General features: G+C 64.2%; 16 protein-coding genes. 6 read left to right on the forward strand and 10 right to left on the reverse strand.

Annotated features, from left to right (window positions below; genetic code table 11):
* Nucleotides 1-903: a 3-methyl-2-oxobutanoate hydroxymethyltransferase gene (gene panB, locus ABCW42_RS08140; protein ID WP_423184359.1), complete on the reverse strand. Its 903-nt coding sequence runs from the start codon at nt 901-903 to the stop codon at nt 1-3.
* Between the two features lie 191 nt (nt 904-1,094).
* Here panB and glnA (ABCW42_RS08145) point away from each other — a divergent pair, with 191 nt between their 5' ends.
* From glnA (ABCW42_RS08145) to ABCW42_RS08155, 3 genes are read left to right on the forward strand one after another with little or no spacing between them, the layout of a single operon-like run.
* On the forward strand, nt 1,095-2,435 hold the full coding sequence (gene glnA, locus ABCW42_RS08145) for a type I glutamate--ammonia ligase (RefSeq protein ID WP_133206199.1): 1,341 nt from the start codon (nt 1,095-1,097) through the stop codon (nt 2,433-2,435).
* 9 nt (nt 2,436-2,444) lie between these two features.
* A complete protein-coding gene (locus tag ABCW42_RS08150; RefSeq protein ID WP_423184360.1) occupies nt 2,445-5,456 on the forward strand; it encodes a bifunctional [glutamine synthetase] adenylyltransferase/[glutamine synthetase]-adenylyl-L-tyrosine phosphorylase in 3,012 nt (1,003 codons plus the stop codon).
* An 18-nt stretch (nt 5,457-5,474) separates the two neighbouring features.
* Nucleotides 5,475-6,017 carry a GNAT family N-acetyltransferase gene (locus tag ABCW42_RS08155; protein ID WP_423184361.1) on the forward strand — a complete coding sequence of 181 codons (543 nt, stop codon included), beginning with the start codon at nt 5,475-5,477 and terminating at the stop codon, nt 6,015-6,017.
* A 70-nt stretch (nt 6,018-6,087) separates the two neighbouring features.
* Here ABCW42_RS08155 and glnA (ABCW42_RS08160) read toward each other — a convergent pair whose 3' ends face one another.
* Complete coding sequence (gene glnA / locus ABCW42_RS08160) at nt 6,088-7,512, reverse strand: type I glutamate--ammonia ligase (protein WP_423184362.1); 1,425 nt, start codon at nt 7,510-7,512, stop codon at nt 6,088-6,090.
* Between the two features lie 316 nt (nt 7,513-7,828).
* Here glnA (ABCW42_RS08160) and ABCW42_RS08165 point away from each other — a divergent pair, with 316 nt between their 5' ends.
* A complete protein-coding gene (locus ABCW42_RS08165; protein ID WP_423184363.1) occupies nt 7,829-8,266 on the forward strand; it encodes an RDD family protein in 438 nt (145 codons plus the stop codon).
* 98 nt (nt 8,267-8,364) lie between these two features.
* Here the strand turns inward: ABCW42_RS08165 and ABCW42_RS08170 are convergent, their stop codons facing one another.
* The 3 genes from ABCW42_RS08170 to lipB all read right to left on the reverse strand — a co-directional run bounded on the left by ABCW42_RS08170 (nt 8,365) and on the right by lipB (nt 10,967).
* Complete coding sequence (locus ABCW42_RS08170; RefSeq protein WP_423184364.1) at nt 8,365-9,129, reverse strand: DUF4191 domain-containing protein; 765 nt, start codon at nt 9,127-9,129, stop codon at nt 8,365-8,367.
* Between the two features lie 153 nt (nt 9,130-9,282).
* Nucleotides 9,283-10,302, reverse strand: coding sequence for a lipoyl synthase (lipA, locus tag ABCW42_RS08175; protein WP_423184365.1), 1,020 nt, complete (start codon nt 10,300-10,302; stop codon nt 9,283-9,285).
* Entirely contained in the window at nt 10,299-10,967 is a 669-nt protein-coding gene (lipB, locus tag ABCW42_RS08180) for a lipoyl(octanoyl) transferase LipB (protein WP_423184366.1), read from the reverse strand. The genes lipA and lipB overlap by 4 nt, the downstream gene beginning before the upstream one ends.
* 195 nt (nt 10,968-11,162) lie before the next feature.
* On the opposite strand from lipB, the gene ABCW42_RS08185 reads away from it, so the two are divergent.
* Entirely contained in the window at nt 11,163-12,899 is a 1,737-nt protein-coding gene (locus tag ABCW42_RS08185) for a serine/threonine-protein kinase (RefSeq protein WP_423184367.1), read from the forward strand.
* Nucleotides 12,900-12,912: 13 nt separating this feature from the next.
* Here the strand turns inward: ABCW42_RS08185 and ABCW42_RS08190 are convergent, their stop codons facing one another.
* Nucleotides 12,913-13,812 (reverse strand): TIGR01777 family oxidoreductase, encoded by a 900-nt coding sequence (locus ABCW42_RS08190; RefSeq protein ID WP_423184368.1) that lies wholly within the window; start codon nt 13,810-13,812, stop codon nt 12,913-12,915.
* 83 nt (nt 13,813-13,895) lie between these two features.
* On the opposite strand from ABCW42_RS08190, the gene ABCW42_RS08195 reads away from it, so the two are divergent.
* The gene (locus tag ABCW42_RS08195) at nt 13,896-17,438 is read left to right on the forward strand and encodes a S41 family peptidase (RefSeq protein ID WP_423184369.1); all 3,543 of its coding nucleotides are present in this window, start codon (nt 13,896-13,898) and stop codon (nt 17,436-17,438) included.
* A 75-nt stretch (nt 17,439-17,513) separates the two neighbouring features.
* Here ABCW42_RS08195 and ABCW42_RS08200 read toward each other — a convergent pair whose 3' ends face one another.
* The 4 genes from ABCW42_RS08200 to lpdA all read right to left on the reverse strand — a co-directional run bounded on the left by ABCW42_RS08200 (nt 17,514) and on the right by lpdA (nt 21,833).
* Nucleotides 17,514-17,942: an OsmC family protein gene (locus tag ABCW42_RS08200; RefSeq protein WP_423184370.1), complete on the reverse strand. Its 429-nt coding sequence runs from the start codon at nt 17,940-17,942 to the stop codon at nt 17,514-17,516.
* Nucleotides 17,943-18,082: 140 nt separating this feature from the next.
* Nucleotides 18,083-18,454, reverse strand: a complete 372-nt coding sequence (locus ABCW42_RS08205) for a hypothetical protein (RefSeq protein ID WP_423184371.1) — start codon at nt 18,452-18,454, stop codon at nt 18,083-18,085.
* A gap of 122 nt (nt 18,455-18,576) precedes the next feature.
* The gene (sucB, locus tag ABCW42_RS08210; RefSeq protein WP_423184372.1) at nt 18,577-20,343 is read right to left on the reverse strand and encodes a 2-oxoglutarate dehydrogenase, E2 component, dihydrolipoamide succinyltransferase; all 1,767 of its coding nucleotides are present in this window, start codon (nt 20,341-20,343) and stop codon (nt 18,577-18,579) included.
* 107 nt (nt 20,344-20,450) lie between these two features.
* Nucleotides 20,451-21,833, reverse strand: coding sequence for a dihydrolipoyl dehydrogenase (gene lpdA / locus ABCW42_RS08215; protein WP_133202716.1), 1,383 nt, complete (start codon nt 21,831-21,833; stop codon nt 20,451-20,453).
* Nucleotides 21,834-21,913: the final 80 nt, after the last annotated feature.

Raw genomic sequence — 21,913 nt, forward strand, 5'->3', positions numbered from 1 at the left:
TCAGAATGAGTGCTCCGGCCCGGGGAACTGGCCGGACCTGACGTCGTCGGCGTAGGACTTTGCCGCGTCGCTCAGTGTCGTCCGAAGGTCTGCGTATTGCTTGACGAATTTGGCCATCTTGCCACCGCGCAAGCCTGCCATGTCTTGCCAGACCAGGACCTGGCCGGTAGTTGCGTTGCCGGCGCCGATCCCGATCGTGGGGACATCGATCGCGGCGTCGACGGCGGCCGCAGTTTCCGCCGGGACCATTTCCATCAGGACCGAAAAGGCGCCCGCGTTGGCGAGGGCGACCGCGTCCTCGATGAGGCGGGCAGCGTCGTCACCGCGACCCTGGACCCGGTAACCGCCCAACGAGTGTTCGCTCTGCGGGGTGAAGCCAATGTGCGCCATCACCGGAATGCCCGCCTGGACCATTGCCCGGACAGTTCCGGCGTAGAAAGCGCCGCCTTCGATTTTCACTCCGTGGGCGAGGCCCTCCTTCAGGAACCTCACTCCAGTTGCTACGGCTTGTTCCGGTGATACCTCATAGCTGCCGAAAGGAAGGTCGGCCACAACCAGGGCCCGTTTGGCGGAGCGGGACACGGCACGGCACAACGGCAGAAGTTCGTCCACAGTTACCGGGAGGCTGGTTTCGTTGCCGAACACGTTGTTGGAGGCGGAATCGCCAACTAGCAGGACGTCGATGCCGGCTTGGTCGAAGATTTCAGCGGTGTACTGCTCGTAGGCGGTCAGCATCGCAAAGCGCTCGCCCTTGGCCTTGGCTTGCTGGAGGTGGTGCGTGCGAACCCTGGCAACGGGCTTTGGAGCGAGTGCGCCCGCCGGGTTTCCCGCCGTGGGTCCGGTCCCGTAAGGGGCAGGGACTTCTGAGGGCATGCTGGAATCGGAACTGTTGCTTGGGGCCATGAGTAGAGCGTATGCGGTGGCGGCCGTCCTAGCCACCGGAGCGAACGACGGCCGGGCATTTGTAAACGCTGTGTTACGCGGATCTGCTGTGCCGCCATTCCGGCCCAATGCTTAGTAGAGTGAATGCTGAGTTGCCGTCGGCGTTAATGCGTGAACCGACGGCCTGGACGTTGACCCGGAAAAGAGGCCCCATGGACCGCCAGCAAGAGTTCGTTCTGCGAACTATCGAAGAGCGTGATGTGCGCTTCGTACGCTTGTGGTTTACCGACGTCGTCGGTTCCCTGAAATCGGTCGCGCTGGCTCCCGCGGAAGTAGAAGGCGCCTTCGAAGAGGGTCTGGGTTTCGACGGTTCCGCTATTGAGGGACTCGCCCGCGTGTTCGAATCCGACATGTTGGCCCAGCCCGATCCCTCCACTTTCCAGATCCTGCCCTGGCGCGGTGAGACCGAGCAGACCTCCAGGATGTTCTGCGACATCCTCACTCCGGACGGCGAGCCATCCGCGGCCGATCCCCGGAATGTTCTTAAGCGCACGCTAGCCAAGGCGGCGGACATGGGGTTCACGTGCTACACGCACCCTGAGATCGAGTTCTACCTCTTGAAGTCCCAGGACCTCGATCCCAATGGCGTTCCCGTACCGGTCGACGAAGGCGGGTACTTCGACCACGTGCCCGGCGGCGTGGCCCAGGATTTCCGGCGTACCGCGGTCACCATGCTTGAGTCCGTGGGGATCTCCGTGGAGTTCAGCCACCACGAAGGTGGGCCGGGCCAGAACGAGATCGACCTTCGCTACGCGGACGCCCTCCAGACGGCGGACAACATCATGACGTTCCGCACGGTCATCAAGGAAGTGGCACTACAGCAAGGCACCTACGCCACCTTCATGCCAAAGCCCTTCACGGACCACCCGGGGTCCGGCATGCACACGCACTTCTCCTTGTTCGAAGGCGACACGAACGCCTTCTATGAAGCGGGGGCCGAGTTCCAGTTGTCACGCAGCGCCCGGCAATTCATTGCCGGCATCCTCCGGCACGCACCGGAATTCACTGCCGTCACCAACCAGTTCGTCAATTCGTACAAGCGGCTCTGGGGCGGCGGGGAAGCTCCGAGCTATTTGAGCTGGGGCCACAACAACCGCTCCGCGCTGGTCCGTGTTCCCCTGTACAAGCCGGGCAAGGGCCAGTCCGCCAGGATCGAATACCGTGGCATCGATTCGGCCACGAACCCCTATCTTGCTTACGCCGTGCTGCTTGGCGCCGGCCTTAAGGGCATCGAGGAAGGGTACGAGCTTCCCGCCGCCGCCGAAGACGACGTCTGGTCGCTGACCTCCGCTGAACGCAAGGCGATGGGCCACGCTCCGCTGCCGGCGAGCCTTCATGATGCCATCCGGGCCATGGAGGATTCGGAGCTTGTGGCAGACATCCTTGGCGAGCAGGTCTTCGACCACTTCCTGCGGAACAAGCGCGCGGAATGGCAGGACTACCGCCTCCAAGTCACGCCTTACGAGCTCAAGCGCAACCTCGGCATTCTCTAGACCGTGAGTGTGAGCCTGGCCCGCCGGCTCATCTCGGCCGGCTTCAGCGATCTTGAGAAGGGTGAGCGGTTCCTGGCTGCGCCTGAGCTCGAGGGCATTGAGCAGGAAACGATCTTTGCCGGCTTGCACCTCAGTGCCAACCCGGACACCGCACTCCAATCCCTCGTCCGGCTCATCGAGAAGCACCCAAGCCTCAGGCAACTGGCGGGGGAGGACACGGACCGGAGCGAGCCGCTTTACCGCTTGCTCGGGGCGTCGGAGGCTTTGGGGGAGTTCCTCATCCGGCATCCGGAACACCTGGACGTGTTCGACGTCCGTGCCAGTCCGGAGCCCATGCCGGCCGACGCCGGTGAGTTGAGGATGAAGCTGCTGCGTTCCGTCCAGGCCGACCCCAACTCGCCCCGGCCTGTTGCCGGAATGACAGGCGCGGCCGCGTACGCTGCCCTCCGGACGGCCTATCGGCGGGGCCTCACCGAGCTGGCCATCAAGGACTTGTGCGCAGCGAGCCCCCAGGACTTCATGCCCGCGGTGGGCGCCGAGCTGGCGGACCTCGCCGGCGCGGCGATCGAAGCCGCTTTGGCGGTAGCCAGGGCCGAAGCCGCCGGTTCCTTCGACGCCGCCGAAGTTGCCGCCGTCGGGCTCTCTGTCATTGGCATGGGCAAATGCGGCGCCCGCGAACTCAACTACATTTCCGACGTCGACGTCATCTACGTCATTGAAGCGCCCGGGCTCGAGGACGCCAGGGCGGCGACGATCGGAACGGTTCTGGCAGCCGGTATTTCCCGCGCCATTTCCTCGACCGGAACCGAACCCGGGCTGTGGGAAGTCGATGCGAACCTTCGACCCGAGGGGAAATCGGGTCCGCTGGTCCGGACCCTGCCGTCGCACTTGAGCTATTACGCGAAATGGGCTGAAAGCTGGGAATTCCAGGCGCTCCTCAAAGCACGGACCATCGCCGGCGACAAAGACCTCGGGGCACGCTACGAGCAGGCCGTCCAGCCCCTCGTCTGGGCTTCGGCGGGCAGGGAAGGCTTCGTGGAGTCCGTTCAAGCCATGCGGCGGCGGGTCACGAACAACATCGCGCCCGCCGAAGAACAGCGCCAAATCAAGCTGGGTCCCGGTGGGCTTCGCGATGTCGAATTCACAGTCCAGCTCTTGCAGCTCGTTCACGGCAAATCGGATGAGACATTGCGTTGCCGCGACACCACGTCTGCGATCTCTGCGTTGTCCGCGGGCGGTTACATTGGCAGGGTGGACGCTGCGGCCTTCGACGCGGCCTATCGGTACTTGCGTGTCCTGGAGCACCGAATCCAGTTGTTCCAGATGCGCCGCACACACTTGATGCCCACCAGCCAGGAGTCCTTGCGGTTCCTGGCCAAAGCGGTTCTCGGACCGTTTTCCACCGGCCGGCCGCACCCTGACGCCCTCGTGGAGACCTGGCAGAAAACCAAACGCTCAGTGCGGGAGCTTCACGACCGCATCTTCTACCGTCCACTCCTGAACACTGCCGCGAAGCTGAGCACCGAGGACGCCAAACTTACCCCGGAAGCAGCACAGGGGCGCCTCGCCGCACTCGGCTACCGCGACCCGCAGGGCGCAATGCGACACATTGAAGCGTTGACCGCGGGCGTGAGCCGCCGGGCCGCTTTGCAGCGGCAGCTTCTTCCCATCCTTCTCGGCTGGCTCGCCGAAGGCGTGGATCCCGACGCCGGCCTGCTCGCCTTCCGCCGGGTCAGCGAAGCCCTGGGCACCACCCACTGGTACCTCGGGATGCTACGCGACTCCCAGGCGGCGGCCGAGCGGCTTTGCCACATGCTCTCGAACTCCCGATTGATTGCCGACCTCTTGGAGGTTTCACCGGAATCCGTCGCCTGGCTGGGGACGGACAAGGACCTGATACCCCTTGGCTTCGAGGCCCAGTGGCAGGAAATCCAATCAAAGATGTCTCGCCACGCCGAGCCCGAGAACGCGATGCGGCTCATCCGGCTCATCCGCCGTCGCGAGATCCTCCGGATAGCCATCGCGGACAGCTCCGGGCTCGTCGAACAGGACGCAGTGGGGACCGCCCTGGCCGACGTCGACCGGGCGGCGGTTCTGGGCGCCCTCCACGTTGCCGAAGGCATCGTCTCCGCGGAAGGACCACTCAAGACCCAGGTGCTCGTAGTCGCGATGGGCAGGCAGGGAGGGCGCGAAATCGGCTACGGCTCGGACGCCGATGTCATGTATGTCCACCGGGCACTGCCGGGGGTGGGCGATGATGAAGCGCAGCAGCAAGCACGTGCCATCGTGGGACACATTTCCACGTTGCTGACCCAGCCCCTCAAACCGGCCATCCGGGCTGAGCGGGTCCTGACAGTGGACGCGGATCTTCGCCCTGAGGGGAAGAACGGCGCCATGGTCCGCTCCATCGAGTCTTACGCGGAGTATTACCGGCGGTGGTCGCTCATCTGGGAAGCGCAAGCGCTGCTGCGGGCACAACCTATGGCCGGGTCCGATGCCGTGGCGACGGCATTCCTCCGGCTCATCAATCCCATCCGCTACCCGGATTCGCTAGCCGACACCGATGTCCGGGAAATCCGTCGAATCAAAGCCCGGGTGGAATCCGAGAGATTGCCCCGTGGTGCCGATCCCGCGCGGCATGTGAAGCTTGGCAGGGGCGGACTGAGCGACGTTGAGTGGCTGGTGCAGTTGCTTCAACTTCAGCATGCAGCTAAGCACCCGCAACTCAGGACGACGTCAACCCTGGAAGCCCTTGACGCAATCCGCACCCTGGGACTCATACCGAAGGGCGAAGCAGCCCTGTTGCGCGAAGCGTGGCGCCTCGCTAGCCGGATCCGCTCAGCGAACGTCATTTGCACGGGCCGGTCTTCCGACGTCCTGCCGGCCTCGAGGCGGGACTTGGAATCGGTGGCCCGCTGGTGCGGCTACGCCCCCGGGCAGGCCCGAGTGTTCGAAGAAGACTACTTGCGTTTAAGTCGTCGGGCACGGGCGGTGTTCGAAAAGCAGTTCTACGGCCAGTGAAATCGCCAGGCACTGAGAATGGCTGAGATAGTGTGGCTGATTCCCCTGAAGGGCATTGACGACGATGCGCTAGCCATCAAGCTGGGCGAGGCCGCCAAGATGGAACTGGCTCCGGGCCAGGAAAGCTTCGTCGGCGACCCCTTCAAGATGATGTTCGCGGGCCTCCAGGATGACAGCCGGCAGCCGTACCTCATTGAGGCGGCCGGTGCTGCCGTCGGCGTCCTCACCTTGCAGTCGGGAGCCGCCACCCTCGCGGGGTGGCCCGACGACGGATCGGCCTGGTTGCTGCGGGGCTTCGTGATCGACCGTCGTCGCCAGGGGAGGGGCCTGGGCTCCGCAGCGGCGGCCGCCGCTGTCCGGGAATCGCTGAAGCTGACAGCCAGGCTGGGCGGCGGCCAGGCCGGCGTCGTACTCTCCGTCAACGAAGCGAATCCGGCAGCCCGTTCCGCGTACGAAAACGCCGGTTTCACCGAGACCGGCCGGTTCTTGGGCGGGTCCGCCGGACCACAGAGGACGATGTATCGGGCCTTCGAGGTTCCGAGGCGATCGGGCACCCGTTGAACGACTTAAACGGCAGTGGCTCCCACCGTTGGGTGGGAGCCACTGTTCGTGAACCGGCGGCGGTCAGGGACTAGACGCCGTAGTAGAGCTCGAACTCGTAGGGGTTCGGGCGCAAGGAGAGCGGGCGGATTTCGTTCTCGTACTTGTACTCGATCCAGGTGTCGATCAGGTCCTGGGTGAACACGCCACCGGCCTGGAGGAACTCGTTGTCCTCGCGCAGGGCATCGAGGGCTTCCTCAAGCGAACCCGGAGCCTTGGGGATGTCCTTGGCTTCCTCGGCGGGGAGCTCGTAGAGGTCCTTGTCGATCGGTGCCGGGGGTTCGATGCGGTTGCGGATGCCGTCGATGCCGGCCATGAGCTGTGCAGCGAAGGCCAGGTACGGGTTCGAGGCGGGGTCCGGAGCGCGGAACTCGATGCGCTTGGCCTTCGGGTTGGAACCGGTGATCGGGATGCGGATACCGGCAGAGCGGTTACCCTGCGAGTAAACCATGTTGACCGGAGCTTCGAAGCCCTTGACCAGGCGACGGTACGAGTTGACGGTCGGGTTGGTGAAGGCGAGGACTGCGCTGGAGTGCTTCAGCAGGCCGCCGATGTACCAACGCGCGGTGTCCGAAAGGCCGGCGTAACCCTTCTCGTCGTAGAACAGCGGCTCGCCGTTGCTCCACAGGGACTGGTGGCAGTGCATGCCCGAGCCGTTGTCACCGAAGATCGGCTTCGGCATGAAGGTTACCGACTTGCCGTATTCCCATGCGGTGTTCTTAATGACGTACTTGAACTTCTGCAGGTCGTCAGCAGCGTGCACCAGGGTGGTGAACTTGTAGTTGATCTCAGCCTGGCCGGCGGCACCGACTTCGTGGTGCGAACGCTCGACCTCGAGGCCTGCTTCGTCCAAGGCGATGCACATGGCGTCGCGGAGGTCGGCCTGGTGGTCAACCGGGGCAACCGGGAAGTAGCCACCCTTGAACGGGGTCTTGTAGCCGAGGTTGCCGCCTTCTTCTTCGCGGCTCGTGTTCCACGGAGCTTCAATGGAGTCGACCTTGTAGAAGGAACCCTGCGGGGAGGACTCAAACTGTACGTTGTCGAAAACGTAGAACTCGGCCTCGGGGGCGAAGAACGCGGTGTCCGCGATGCCGGTGGAAGCGAGGTAAGCCTCAGCCTTCTCGGCAACACCGCGGGGGTCGCGGTGGTAAGGATCGCCCGTACGCGGGTTCACGATGGAGAAGTTCAGGGCGAGGGTCTTCTCGACGCGGAAAGCATCGATGAAAGCCGTGGTGACGTCCGGGATGAGCTGCATGTCAGACTCTGCGATGCCCTGGAAACCGCGGATGGAGGATCCGTCAAAGAGCTGGCCGTTGACGAAGAAGTCAGCGTCGACGCTCTTGGCGGGCACGTTGAAGTGCTGCTGGACGCCCGGAAGATCGGTGAAGCGGATATCGACGAACTTAACGTCTTCGTCTTTGATGAACTTGAGGACTTCGTCCGCAGTCTTGAACATCTATGCTCCTATCGCATACAGGTAACGGGCACTCAGGCCGTCTGATCCAGCGCAAACCGGTGGCAGGAAAACAAAAAAGCATCCCTGTTGCGGTGGCTGGCAACTTTTACCACCCTAGGGAAAGGGGATTTCCCGGGGGTGTCAGTATTGTTTCGAGCAGGTTACAGAACCACCTGCGATGTTAACGCTACTGGTCTATCGCGTGGACGGTCCATGTCATTCCTCTATGTGGTCCTCGCCCGTGAAATCGGGCAATCAACTTGCCCCGGTCCAATGCACCGTCAAACCGGCCTTGGTGAGGCATTAAGCTTGAAATGTGGTAGATCGCAAAGACCTTGGTTCATGGCTTACAGGGCCGGACACATCCGGAATTTCCAAATATCCGGGGGAACGGCTTGGCTTGCCCGAATCGGGTCCGGGCTCCATGGCCCGCGCCGGCAGGCGGATCCTGGCGATCTGCATCGACTGGGTTGTCGCCCTGGTGATCAGCAACTTCGCGTTCGGCGGAAACCAGTGGGCCACGCTTGCAGTTTTTGCCGTAGAGCAAATCCTCCTTATCGGCACTCTTGGTTACAGCATCGGACACAGGGTTGCGGGAATCCACGTAGTGCGACTCGGCGGCTATCCTGCGGGTCCTCTGGCGGCATTCGTGAGGACGCTCCTGCTGTGCCTCGTGATCCCGGCCGTGGTTTTCGATCCCGACCAGCGCGGCCTTCACGACAAAGCCATGAACACGATCCTCATCCGCATGTAGTTCCGCGGGATAAGAGAACCGCCCGGTTCCCAAACGCCAGAAATGCTTTCTGGTCGGCTTGGGAACCGGGCGGTTTCTAGTTTGTTCGTGTGGATGCGTTAGCGTCCGCGGGCTGCCTTGCGGTCCGGGCGTGCCTTGTAGGGGTCGATGCCCTTCGGGATCGGGAGCCGCGTTCCGAGCGAGGAGATCCGCTTGCTGACTGCGCTGACTTCCGTTTTGGTGAGCTCGTTCTTGTACTTGTTCATGGTCTTTGCGATCTGGCTGATGGGCACCTGGCCTTCGCCGCGGCCACTCTCGATCACGTGGACAGTCACGTTCGGAAGGATGCGGGAAAGCTTCTTCCGCTCGGCCTCGGCGAGCGGCTTGACCCGGTGCGAAGGTCCCTCAGTCACCAGGACGACGCCGGGACGGCCGATTGCGCGGAAGACGGCGTCCTGGGTGCGCGGGTTGACGGCAACGGGCTGGTCTTCAGTGATCCAACCGCGGCGCAGGGTACCCAAGGCAGCACCGGAAGCGCCTGGCTGGTTCTCGATCTGGGCGAACGCGGCACGCTCTGCTCGGCGCGAGAGGATGAATACAGCTGCCAGCAAGCCCAAAGGAATGCCGATGATCAGGCCCGTGATCCAGTTGTTCAGGATGAGGCCGATAATAAGGCTGATTGCAACAACGCCGAGGAACGCCAGCAGCATGAGCCACTCGACAATCGGGTCATTGCGGCGGGTCATCTTGAAGACCTCGCCGATCTGCTTCAGCTGGCTCGGCTTCTTGGCCTTGGCTTCCTTGGGCTTGCGGGAAAACAAGCCGCGCTTGGGAGCGTCGGCAGCCGATGTTGTCGACTTGCTGGAATCAGGGGATTTCGCCATAGTTCCTTAATTCTACGTGATTTGCGACAAAGGACCGGACTCCGGATTTCTCCGGTATCCGGTCCTTTGACTGTGCTTTTGCAGGCGTCACGCGGCGGGCTGTTTATCCGCGCTTCTCTTATACATGCACCGCGCCCTTATACGGTCTTTGCCCTACGCTCCGTGGTTGAGGAGGGTGCGGGCTTCCTGGCGGGTGGTGCCGGAGTCCTGGATGCCGTCGGCGATGTGGGCAAGATGCGCGGGGATGTCGCGGCCTTTTTTGCGCATGGCGGTGGCCCAGAGGCGTCCGGCGCGGTAGGAGGAGCGCACGAGGGGTCCGGACATGACGCCGAGGAAGCCCAGTTCTTCGGCTTCGGTGGCGAGCTCGACGAATTCCTGGGGTTTGACCCAGCGGTCCACGGGCAGGTGGCGTTCGGAGGGGCGCAGGTACTGGGTGATGGTGATCAGGTCGCAGCCGGCCGCGTGCAGGTCCGCGAGGGCTTCGGAGATCTCGGCGCGGGTTTCGCCCATGCCCAGGATGAGGTTGGACTTGGTGACCATGCCCAGGTTGCGGCCCTGGGTGATGACGTCCAGGGAGCGGTCGTACCGGAACGCGGGGCGGATGCGTTTGAAGATGCGGGGCACGGTTTCGACGTTGTGCGCGAATACTTCGGGGGCGGAGTCGCAGATCGCGGCGATGTGCTCGGGGTTGCCGGAGAAGTCGGGGATGAGCAGTTCCACGCCGGTGCCGGGGTTCAGTTCGTGGATTTTGCGCACGGTTTCGGCGTAGAGCCAGACGCCTTCGTCTGCCAGGTCGTCGCGGGCGACGCCGGTGACGGTGGCGTAGCGCAGGTTCATGGCCTGGACGGAGCGGGCGACCTTGGTGGGTTCGAAGCGGTCCAGGGGGGAGGGTTTGCCGGTGTCGATCTGGCAGAAGTCGCAGCGGCGGGTGCATTCGGAGCCGCCGATCAGGAAGGTTGCTTCCTTGTCTTCCCAGCATTCGAAGATGTTCGGGCAGCCGGCTTCCTCGCACACGGTGTGCAGGCCTTCTTTTTTCACCAGGTTCTTCAGGCCCACGAATTCCGGGCCCATCTGGACCTTGGCCTTGATCCACTCGGGCTTGCGTTCAACCGGGACGGCCTTGTTGCGCTGCTCGACACGCAGCAACTTACGGCCTTCAGGTGCCAGGGTCACTGGATTGCTCCTTCGGGGCTGGAGACGAGTGCTTCTTCGTGCTTGTTGAACTCTTCTTTGAAGCGTTCAACAATATCGGCCGGGTTGATGGTCCGGCCGGTTTCGATGGACATGGTGGTGACGCTCGCGTCGGTGATGCCGCACGCGATGATTTGTGCGTAGGGGGCGAGGTCGTTGCTGCAGTTGATGGCCACTCCGTGCATCGTGACGCCGTCCAGGACGCGGATGCCGATCGCGGCGATCTTGCGGTCCGGGCCTTTGTCGTCGGCAAGGACCCATACGCCGGCCCTGCCCTTGACCCGCGTGGCCTTGATTCCGTAGTCCTCCATGATGGCGATCATGACTGCTTCGAGGCGCTCGACGTAATCGCGGATTCCGGCGCGGTTCTTCAGCTTGAGGATGGGATAGGCGATCAACTGCCCAGGCCCGTGCCACGTCAGCTTGCCGCCCCTGTCCACGGGCACCACGGGCGTGCCGTCAAACGGGCGTTCGTGGTCTTCCGTGAGCTTGCCGGCAGTGTAGACGGCAGCGTGCTCGAGGAGCAGGACAGTGCTGGGTTTCTCGCCGGCAACAACCTTGTTGTGGAGTTCGCGCTGGATGTCCCAGCCCTGCATGTAATCAACGAAATCCGGGGCAAGACCCAGCTGTGAAAACTCAAGAGTCATGGGCACAAGCTTAGACCCCGGTGGACGCAGGCCATGATTTTGTGGTCAAGCTCTCAGTCGTACTCGGCTGGATGGCGATCCTCGATCACGTCCTGTGGATAACTTCTGCGCCAATTCGGGAATTCCGGTATCTCTTGAGTCATGGATACTCTTTCGCCGGGGCCGAATAGCCAGGACCACGCAGGAAGCTCCTCAATGCCAGTGGATACGCCCCAGCCTGAAATACCCGGATTCGTCCTGGTCCGGGAACTGGGGCGGGGAGGCCATGCCACCGTCTGGCTCGCTATCCGGCAGCGTACGGGACAGAACGTCGCTGTGAAGTGCCCCTTGAGCGGATGGATGGAGCGCATGGATGGTTCGGAGCTGCCGGAAACCGAATCGCCGATGTCGCGGGAAGTAGGACTTCTGTCCCGGCTGGACCACGAGCACCTCGTGAAAGTGCATGGCACAGTGCAGCTGGCCGGGGCCTTCGACGGCGCTTTGGGCCTGGTCATGGACTACGCCGGTGGGGGTTCACTGGGCCAGCTGGTGTCCAGCAGGGGACGCTTGACCGTGGGGGAGACAGTGACGATCCTGGCTCCGATAGCGCAGGCCCTGTCATACCTTCATCGCCAGGGTTTGACCCATTCCGATGTCGCACCCGGAAACGTCCTCTTTACTGCCCAAGGCAAGCCGCTCTTGGCGGACCTGGGGATGTCCCGCATGTTGGGTGACGCCACCGGCGTTCCGGACGTGGTCACGCCTGGATTTTCAGATCCCGCCCCCTCTGCCGAAGGGCGCCCGGAGCTGGAACCCGAACGGGATACCTATGCCCTCGCCGCGCTTGGCTGGTATTGCCTCACGGGCTCCGCCCCGAATATTGCCGACAAGCGGCCACCGCTGACCCTGCTCGTGCCGGAGGTGCCCGCAGCGCTCTCGGCGGCTTTGGAGGCCGGCCTGCATCCGGACCGGCAGCAACGCCCCACAGCCGCAGAGTTGGGCGTCGCGGTGTATAGGAGTGCTGCCGCGATGCCGGTGGACTTGTCCAACTCGGTACACGAGACCGTGATTCCGGATCTGATAACGCGTCGGGCGACTTCGAACCGCGAGGGGGCTTGCCGCACGATGTACCGCAGTATCCGGACCCGACTTTCAGGACAACGAAGGAATCCGGCCCACACCCGGTTGACCCGTAAATCCCGGGACTCGGCCCCGGGCCGCCGGCCGTTCGGTCCGGAGGCAATGGGTCGCGGGGCACCTCGTCGTGGGGCACCTCGTCCTGCGGCACTGGGCCGGCGGGTAATGGGTCGTGTGGTACTGGGGCGGGGGGTGCTTGGCCTGGCGGTGCTGGTCGCGCTCGGGACGGCGACCCTGTGGTGGACGGGGGATAGGGGAACCGAGGCGGGGAATCCAGGGCAGGACCCGACGTCGGTCCCCGCCTCTTCGGAGCGACCCGCGGAGAAGCCGCTGCCGGATAACGGTTCGAGGAACAGCGACGGCCCGGCAGCAAGCGCCGGCCTGCCACACGGCATAATCGAACGGATTCGAGGGGAGGACCCTGTGGAAGCCCTCCGCGCCTTGTCGGAGGCCCGCGATGCGGCGTTCAGCACCGGAAGGGTCGAATTGCTCGAACACGTCAATGTGGAGGGCTCTGCCGCTGCCGCCGCGGACCGGAAGATCGCGGACGGGCTGGAGGGCGCGGGTCTGGTCCTTGCAGGATTTTCGTCGAGCCTGCCCTCCATCCAAGCGGAAAGTCCTCCCGTCCAGGATCGCGCAAACCTTGCCGTCACCGTGGAAACCTCCGCCTACGAGGAGCAGGACCGGGCAGGAAAAGCGGTGCGCTTGGTTCCGCCCGGCAAACGGCAAAATCTCAAAGTGGTGTTGGTCCGTGTATCGGGCGCGTGGCGCATCAGTGAGATCCTGGCCAGTGAGATCCTGGGCAAGGACTCATAGCTGGCTTCCGCGATTACTTGCTGTTGCCGGCCACCCAACGTGCAGCGTCCGCCAAGGCCGGATGCTGCCAGCTGAACCCGGAATCGGCCAGACGCGCCGGTTCCATGCGCTGGTTTGCGAGGACAAGTTCTTCAGCCAGATGGGCACCCAAGGCAAGCTTGAGGGCGGGCGCGGGAACCCGTAGGAAGGCCGGCCGGTGGAAGGCCGCGGCAAGCTGGGCGACGATCGCATTGACGTCCGCGCTTTCGGGAGCGCAAACATTGACCGGTCCTTCGATTGACGAGACGAGCAGGTGTTCGAGGGCGGCGACTTCATCCACGAGGGAGATCCACGGCCAGTATTGGCGGCCATTGCCCAAAGGCCCGCCCACGCCCCACTTGAGGAGGGGCAGGAGCGGCCCCAATGCTCCGCCGTCGGCGCTCAGTACGACGCCCGTCCGGGGAGTTACCACCCGAACCCCAGCGGGAGCCGTGTGGGCGGCAGCCTCCCAATCGACGCACAATGCCGCCAGCATCCCCTTGCCGGCTCCGGAATCCTCGCGAAGTTGAGTGATGCGTGAGCCACCGTAATATCCGGAAGCGGACTGGCTCAGGAAGGTGGTTGGCGGAGTATCCAGGCGTCCCATGGCAGCGGTCAGGGTCTTGGTGGCCAGCAAACGCGAATCCTTGATTTCCCGGATGCGCTCTTTCGTCCAACGACGGTCGCCTATGCCCGCGCCGGAGAGGTTGACGACGGCGTCGGCTCCGTCCAACACGGCCTCATCCAATCGTCCGGCAGCAGGATCCCAACTCGCTTCTCCCGGGTCCGCAGCCGGGCGGCGAACGAGCCGGACGACGTCGTGCCCCCGGGCAAGCAAGTGTCCGGACAACGCGGTCCCGATAAAACCCGAAGCACCCGACATCACGATTCGCATGCCTCATCTCATCATGGCGAGCGTCACTTCGGCACTCCGGCAGGCCTCAAAAGGCTTGCTTCTCCTTTGGTTATGATCAAACAATGACCTCCTCCAGCTACTTCCGTTTCCCGCACGTGCACGGTGATTTGATCACTTTCGTTGCCGAAGACGACGTTTGGATCGCGCCCGTGGCCGGAGGCCGCGCGTGGCGGATTTCAGCCCAGCAGTTGCCTGCCCGCAATCCGCGGTTCAGTCCGGACGGTACGAAGCTCGTCTGGACCACTGTTGCCGGCGCAGCACCCGAAGTGGTGGTGGCAGACGTCGACGGCGGCGGGTACCGGCAGTTGAGCTACTTCGGCCACAGCACTACTCGCGTCAAGGGATTCACGGCATCCGGGGATGTGGTTGTCACAACCGCGTTCGAACAGGCCGAAAGCCGGCACACGCACGCCTACGCGTTGCCCCTCGAGGGAGGTCCCGCCGTCGAACTTCCCTTCGGGCCCGTGGAGTCAGTGGCGTTCGGCCCGGAAGTGGGGGACGAGCGCCCGGTTGTCCTGGCAAGCGTCCTGTCCCGCGAACCTGCTTGGTGGAAGCGCTACCGTGGCGGCACGGCCGGAAAGCTGTGGATCGACGCCGATGGCAACGGCGAGTTTGCCCGCCTCCTCGCCGATGTCGACGGGAATCTCGCGGACCCGATGTGGGTGGGTGACCGTATCGCGTTCCTTTCGGACCACGAGGGCCATGGGAACCTTTACTCGGTTCGCCCGGACGGACAAGAGCTGCGCCGTCACACCGACCACGAAGATTTCTATGTACGCCATGCTGCGAGCGACGGTAAACGGGTCATTTTCGAGTCCGCCGGCGAGCTTTGGATGCTTCCCTCGCTGGATGCCGACGCCGAAGCGGAGCGTGTGGAGGTCACGCTTGGATCAGCGTCGCAGTCGCGCCGCCCGACCCCGCTCAAGGTGGCAACCCACCTTGGCGACGTGGTTCCCAACGCGGCTGGCTCGGCCAGCGCCGTGGAGTCCCACGGAACGATCCATTGGCTGCGTCACAAGGACGGGCCGTCGCGGGTCGTTGAAGCGACTCCCGGTGTGCGCGCACGGTTGCCGCGGCCCCTTGGCGACGGCAGGATCGCCTACGTAGCCGACCATGACGGCGTCGAGTCCATCTATGTCAAGAGGATCGTGCCGGGCGCCGCGCAAGCCGCGGCCGCTGCTGCTCCCCGGAAGTTCGTCGCCGGGCCCGTCGCCGGGCCGATCACCGGGCCTGGCGAGGGTGCACAGCAGGAAACGGGCGAGGCTTCCACGATCCCCCTGCCGCGGCCCGTTTCGGCCTCGGCAATCGCGGGCCAGGCGGCAAGCACTGTACCCCCGGAGACGCACTCGGCGCCCGAGTCGCAGCCCGACAACTCCACGGAGGCTCCCGCAGAGCGTGTGATCCCGGAACCGGCTGCAGCCACGGCGGATCCCGCGGATGAGGTGCGGATCGGATTCCCTAAGCCCGTCCGCGCAAGCACCCTCGAGGCCAGCCCTGACGGTCGATGGCTCGCTGTGGGGACCGCCTTCGGGGATGTCTACCTGGCGGACACGCTCGACGGTACCTTGGTGCCCGTCGTCAGCGTGGGGGACGGCAGTATCGAGAACGTAGCGTGGTCGCCCGATTCGCAATGGCTTGCCTGGTCCGAGCCTGTGACCTCCTTTGGTTCGCGCAGCAAACTGCGCCTGGCGAATGCGGGCCGGCCCAGCGACGTCGTCGATGTCACTGACGGAAGGTTCTGCGATGAATCGCCGGCCTTCACTCCTGACGGGAAATTCCTCGCGTTTCTGTCGAACCGCAGCTTTGACCCCGTCTATGACGGTCATGCCTTCGACCTGTCCTTCCCGAGCCCGATCAAGCCGTACCTCGTGGCTCTCGCGGCAGACACGCCTTCTCCGTTCGGTCCCGCGGTGGACCGCTTGGAAGAGGACGACGCCGGAGCTTCCGCCGACGGGAACGCCGACACCAGCGCTGTGGCACCGGTCCGGGTGGATCTGGACGGTTTGTCCCTGCGGGTAGTCAGCGTGCCGGTGCCGCAAGGAAATTACTCAGCGCTTTCGGCCACGCCGGGCGCGCTGTTGTGGCTCGACACCCCGCTCTCCGGCGTCACTGGCGATGGACGGGGAACAGTGCAGGATAAAGCGCCGGCGCCGTCCTTGGTCCGATACGACCTTTCGAAGCTGAAGCAGTCCACCTTGGTCACGGCACTCGAACGCTACCGCGTCTCCGGAGACGGCAAGAAGCTGGTCTATGTCAATGACAGGCAGGTAGTGGCGGTGCCCGCAGCTGCGAAGGCCGACGAGGACTCGGGCGATCTCGTCAAGGTTGAACTGAACCGCATCCGGGTCATCATGGATCCGCTGGCCGTCTGGGGCCAGGCATTCGACGAGGCGTGGCGGCTCCAGCGGGACTTCTTCTGGACCGCGGACATGGCAGGGCAGGATTGGGAATCGGTCTACCGGCGGTACCGTCCCGTCGTCGAACGCCTCGGCTCGCACGACGACCTGGTGGACCTCCTGTGGGAGCTCCACGGCGAACTCGGCACCTCGCACGCCTACGTGCGTCCGAAGGCCGTGGGTGAGCCCGGCAGCAACGGACAGGGCCGCCTGGGTGCCGACCTCACGTTCACGGACGCAGGATGGAAGATTTCGCGGGTCCTGGCCGGCGATACTTCGGACCCGTTGGCGAACTCGCCCCTCACACGGCCTGGAGCCGATGCGAAGGTGGGCGACGTCATCCTGGCGATCGACGGCGTCGGGCTCTCTGCGGAACGGACACCCGCCAAGCAGTTGGTCGGCGCCGCCGGCCGCACGGTGGAACTCACCATCCTGAACGGAACCGGACACGGCGCCGCGGCAGGCAAGCAGCGCCGGATCGCGGTGGTTCCCGTGAAGGACGAAGAACGCCTGCGCTACCAGGAATGGGTGCACGCGAACCGACGCACAGTGCGGGAAGCTTCGGACGGAAAGTTCGGATACCTGCATGTGCCGGACATGATGGCCAATGGTTGGGCGCAGCTCCACCGGGACCTCGATACTGAGACCGCCTTGGACGGGCTGATCGTGGATGTACGCCGCAACCGGGGTGGCCACACGTCCCAACTGGTGGCCGAATTGATCGGGCGCAAAGTGACAGGGTGGAGCATGCCGCGCGGCGAAAAGCCGCGCACTTATCCGCATCATGCGCCACGAGGACCGGTCATCGTCCTTGCCGACGAATTCGCCGGTTCGGACGGAGACATCATCACCCAGGTGTCCAAGCTGCGGGGGATCGGCCCCGTGATCGGTACACGCACCTGGGGCGGCGTCGTGGGCATTGACAACCGCTTCTCGCTCGCTGACGGCACCGGCGTGACCCAGCCGCGGTACGCCACCTGGTTCTCCGGCGGTATCGGCTGGAGCGTCGAGAACTTCGGGGTCGAACCCGATATCGAAGTAGTGTTCCCGCCCCACGCCTACGCAGCCGGCATCGATCCCCAGCTTGAATACGGCATCGGCGCCCTCAAGGAGATGGTCCAGGAATTGCCCACCGACCGGCCACCTTTGAGGCAGGGCTACCGTACGGTGCGCCCGGACGCCTTGCCGGCCCGGCCGCAGAACCGCTGATCCAGCGGTCCACATGAAAAATCCCCGCCATTCCGGAAGGAATGGCGGGGACTTCGTGCTTCTGGAGTTGTTCCGCTAGGAAGCGAGCGTTGCGTCCAAGGTGATCGGAGTTGCCTTCAACGCTGCGGAAACCGGGCAGTTGACCTTGGCGTCGTCAGCCAGCGACTGGAACTCTTCCTCGGTGACGCCGGCGATCTTGGCGACGAGGGTCAGGTGGATGCCGGTGATGCCTTCACCGGGCTGGAAGGTGACGTCGGCCTTGGTGTTGACCTCTTCCGGGGTGAAGCCAGCGCCCGCGACGCCGTTGCTGAACGCCATCGAGAAGCATGCGGAGTGTGCTGCCGCGATGAGTTCTTCCGGGCTGGTCTTGCCTTCTGCCGACTCTGCGCGAGCCTTCCACGTGACGTCGAACGTTCCGAGCCCGGAGCTGTCCAGGGACGTGTTGCCGGCGCCTTCGATCAGGTTGCCGTTCCATACGGTGTGTGCGGTGCGTGTTGTAGCCATGTCCACTCCTCAGCGTCGTTGCGAATCGGCATCCAGGTGCGGGATGCCACCGGGTTCAATCCTAGGGATTCGACGGCGGCCCTGCACGGCTTGTCCGCTCTCAGAGGATTATGACCGTAGGCTCGCCGGGTTGCCTGAAATTACTGCCAGATCGTGGCAATGGCGATGTTGATCAGGGCCAGTCCGCCAACGCCGTGGGCCAAACCGGTGGAGACTGCTTCGCCCTTCTTGACCTTGCGGGAGCCGATCACTGCCATCACGGCGACCGCTAGGCCGATGGCGAACTTGATGCCAAGCTTGACGTAGTCGGGTTCGTCGAAATGGGCCGGATCTTGATTGTGGAGCACCGGCAGGACACCCATCATGGCAATACCGGTGATCAGCTGGACGAAAGCGCCGTCGCGCTGGCGGGGATGGACGGTGGGTTGCTTCATCGTGGCGATCCAGTAACCCACGATCATGGCCGCGCCAACGATGTGCAGGAACAGCAGGACGCTAAAGAGAATACTCATGGCTTTAGCTTAGCCAGAATCTTCTACGTGCCGTAGCAAAGCCACGGCCGAACATGCGCAGACGAAAGGGGCGGGCCACGACGTTTCCCGTCGTGACCCGCCCCTCGTCATTGTCAAGCGGACTAGAGACCCAGGTCCGCTTCGAAGGCACCTTCCTCCAGGCGGGCCCGGAGGGTCTGCAGGAAGCGGCCTGCATCGGCGCCATCGACCAAGCGGTGGTCGTAGGTCAGCGAGAGGTACATCATGGAGCGGATGGCGATCGAGTCGTCACCGTTCTCGTCGGAGACCACGACGGGGCGCTTGACGATCGCACCCGTGCCCAGGATGCCCACCTGCGGCTGGTTGATGATCGGAGTGTCGAACAGCGCGCCCACGGAGCCGATGTTCGTGATGCTGAACGTTCCGCCGGACAGCTCGTCGGGACCGATCTTGCCCTGGCGGGTGCGGCCCGCGACGTCGGCAATCTTGCCGGCGAGGCCCGCGAGGTTCAGGTTTCCGGCGTCGGAGATGACGGGAACCAGAAGGCCCTTGTCGGTATCAACCGCAATCGCGAGGTGTTCCGCGTTGTGGTAGGTGATTTCCTGCTTGTCCTCGTCGTACGCCGCGTTCAGCTTGGGGTGCTGCTTCAGCGCTTCGGCAACAGCCTTGGCGATGAACGGCAGGAACGTGAGCTTGACGCCGTTCTGGGCTTCGAAGGTGCCCTTCGCCTTGAGGCGGAGCTTGGCGATCTTGGTCATGTCGACCTCGTGCACCTGGGTCAGCTGCGTCGAGGTTTCGAGGGATTCGCGCATGCGGCGGGCGATTACCTGGCGGATGCGCGGAGCCTTCTCCACGGTTCCGCGCAGCGAGGAAGCTGCGACGGGGGCTGCAGCCTTCGCCTGGGTCGCCTGGCCGGCCGGAGCGGCGGCGGGAGCCGCTGCTGCCTTCTTTGCCTCAGCGGCAGCCAGAACGTCCTGCTTGCGGATTCGACCGCCGACGCCGGTGCCTGTCACGGTGCTGATGTCCACACCGTTCTGGTTGGCGAGCTTGCGGACAATGGGCGTGACGTAACCGGACTCGGAGGAGGCCGAAGCAGCGGCAGGCGCGGCCGCGGGAGCCGGTGCTGCAGCTGCGGGAGCCGCGGCGGGGGCCGGTGCAGCCGGAGCCTGTGCAGCAGGAGCTACCGCGGGGGCTGCCGGCGCGGGAGCGGATGCTGCCGGTGCTGCCGGCGCGGGAGCGGATGCTGCCGGTGCTGCGGGAGCCGCTTCGGGTGCCGGCGCCGCAGCGGGGGATCCCGAGCCGATGACGGCGAGAACCGAGCCGACCTCGGCGGTATCGTCTTCGTTGACGCGGATTTCCAGAAGCGTTCCGGCTACCGGGGAAGGAATCTCGGTGTCTACCTTGTCCGTGGACACTTCGAGGAGTGGCTCGTCAACTTCGACAGTGTCGCCGACGGCCTTGAGCCAGCGGGTGACCGTGCCTTCGGTGACGCTTTCGCCGAGTGCAGGGAGGGTTACGTCGTGACCCTCGGCCGGAGCGGAAGCTGCGGCGGGAGCAGGGGCTGCCTCAGGTGCGGGAGCGGCTTCGGGTGCCGGTGCTGCTTCCGGGGCCGGTGCGGGGGCCGCAGGCGCTTCTTCGGCGGGTGCGGCTGCCGGAGCCGCAGCGCCGTTGCTGCCGCTGCCGATCCGAACCAGGGGAGCGCCGACCTCAGCGGTCTCGTCTTCGGCTACGAGGATTTCCTCGATGATGCCGGCGATCGGAGACGGGATTTCGGTGTCTACTTTGTCGGTGGAAACCTCGAGCAGGGGCTCGTCGACTTCCACTCGATCACCAACCTGCTTGAGCCAGCGAGTGACGGTGCCTTCGGTGACGCTTTCACCGAGGGCGGGCAAGTTAACGGATTCAGACATGTCGTCCCCGTTCTCCTTATTGATCTTTAGTGCGGATGAGTATTGCCTGCTGGGTCCTGTGCCCGCAGTTCGTGCGGGCACAGGACAGGTGTATCGAGTGCCGGAACCTAGCCGTGCAGCGGCTTGCCCGCGAGGGCAAGGTGGACTTCGCCGAGGGTCTCGTTCTGGGTCGGGTGCGCGTGGATGAACTGCGCGACGTCCTCCGGGTGTGCTTCCCAGTTGACGATGAGCTGCGCTTCACCGATCTGCTCGCCCATGCGGGACCCGATCATGTGGATGCCGACGACCGGACCGTCCTTCTGGCGGACAACCTTGACGATGCCGCCGGTGCCCAGGATGGAGCTCTTGCCGTTCCCGGCAAGGTTGTATTCCTGCGTCTGGACCTGGTCCTCGCCGAACTTTTCCTTGGCACCCTTTTCGGTGTAGCCGACGGTGGCGATTTCCGGCTCGCAGAAAGTGACCTTCGGGATGTTGACGTCTTCGACGACCACGGGCTTGAGGCCGGCGATCTCTTCGGCGACGAAAATGCCCTGCTGGTATCCGCGGTGGGCCAGCTGCACGCCGGGAACGATGTCGCCCACTGCGTAGATGTTGCCGACGCCGGTGTGCAGGCGCTCGTTGGTGATGACGAAGCCGCGGTCGATGGTGATGCCCGCTTCTTCGTAGCCAAGGTTCGCGGTGACCGGGCCGCGGCCGACGGCAACCAGGAGGAGGTCGGCTTCGAATGTCTGGCCGTCAACCAGGGTGACCTTGACGCCGTTCTCGTTCTGCTCGACGCCTTGGAAGAAGACGCCAGTGCTGAACTTGATGCCGCGCTTCTTGAAGGCGCGCTCCAGGTTCTTGACGATCGCCGCGTCTTCGTTGGGGACGAGGGAGGGCAGCCCCTCGACGATGGTGACGTCAACACCGAAGGACTTCCAGACAGAAGCGAATTCGACGCCGATCACGCCGCCGCCGAGGACGATGACGCTCTTGGGGATGTAGTCCATGGTGAGGGCTTCGTCGGAGGTGATCACGCGGCCGCCGATTTCCAGGCCAGGCAGGGAGCGTGAGTATGAGCCGGTGGCGAGGACGATGTTCTTGCCCTTGTAGGCAGTGCCGTTCACGACCACGGTGTCAGTGCCCTGCAGCTTGCCTTCGCCTTCGATGACCGTGATGCCCTTGGACTTGATGAGTCCCTGCAGGCCCTTGTACTTGCCGGCGACGATTCCGTCTTTGTAGGTGTTGACAGCGTTGATGTCGATGCTGTCGAGCGTGATGTTGACGCCGTACTTCGAGGCGTCACGTGCGTGGTCGGCCAGCTCGGCCGAGTGCAGGAGTGCCTTGGTGGGGATACACCCGTTGTGCAGGCAGGTACCGCCAAGCTTGGCCTTCTCAACGAGGCCGACGGTGAAGCCAAGCTGAACGGCACGCAGAGCTGTAGCGTAGCCGCCGCTGCCGCCGCCGAGTACCAGGATGTCGAATTCTTGCGCAGTTGCCTGATCGGCCACTAGGACGCTCCCTCGCGTGAGCGATGACACGCGGTTACGCGTCATCTGGTCTTGGAACTTGTACTGCCGCGATTATGTCA

Origin of the sequence: Arthrobacter sp. NyZ413 (assembly GCF_049390645.1) — a bacterium.
Classification (GTDB): Bacteria; Actinomycetota; Actinomycetes; order Actinomycetales; family Micrococcaceae; genus Arthrobacter.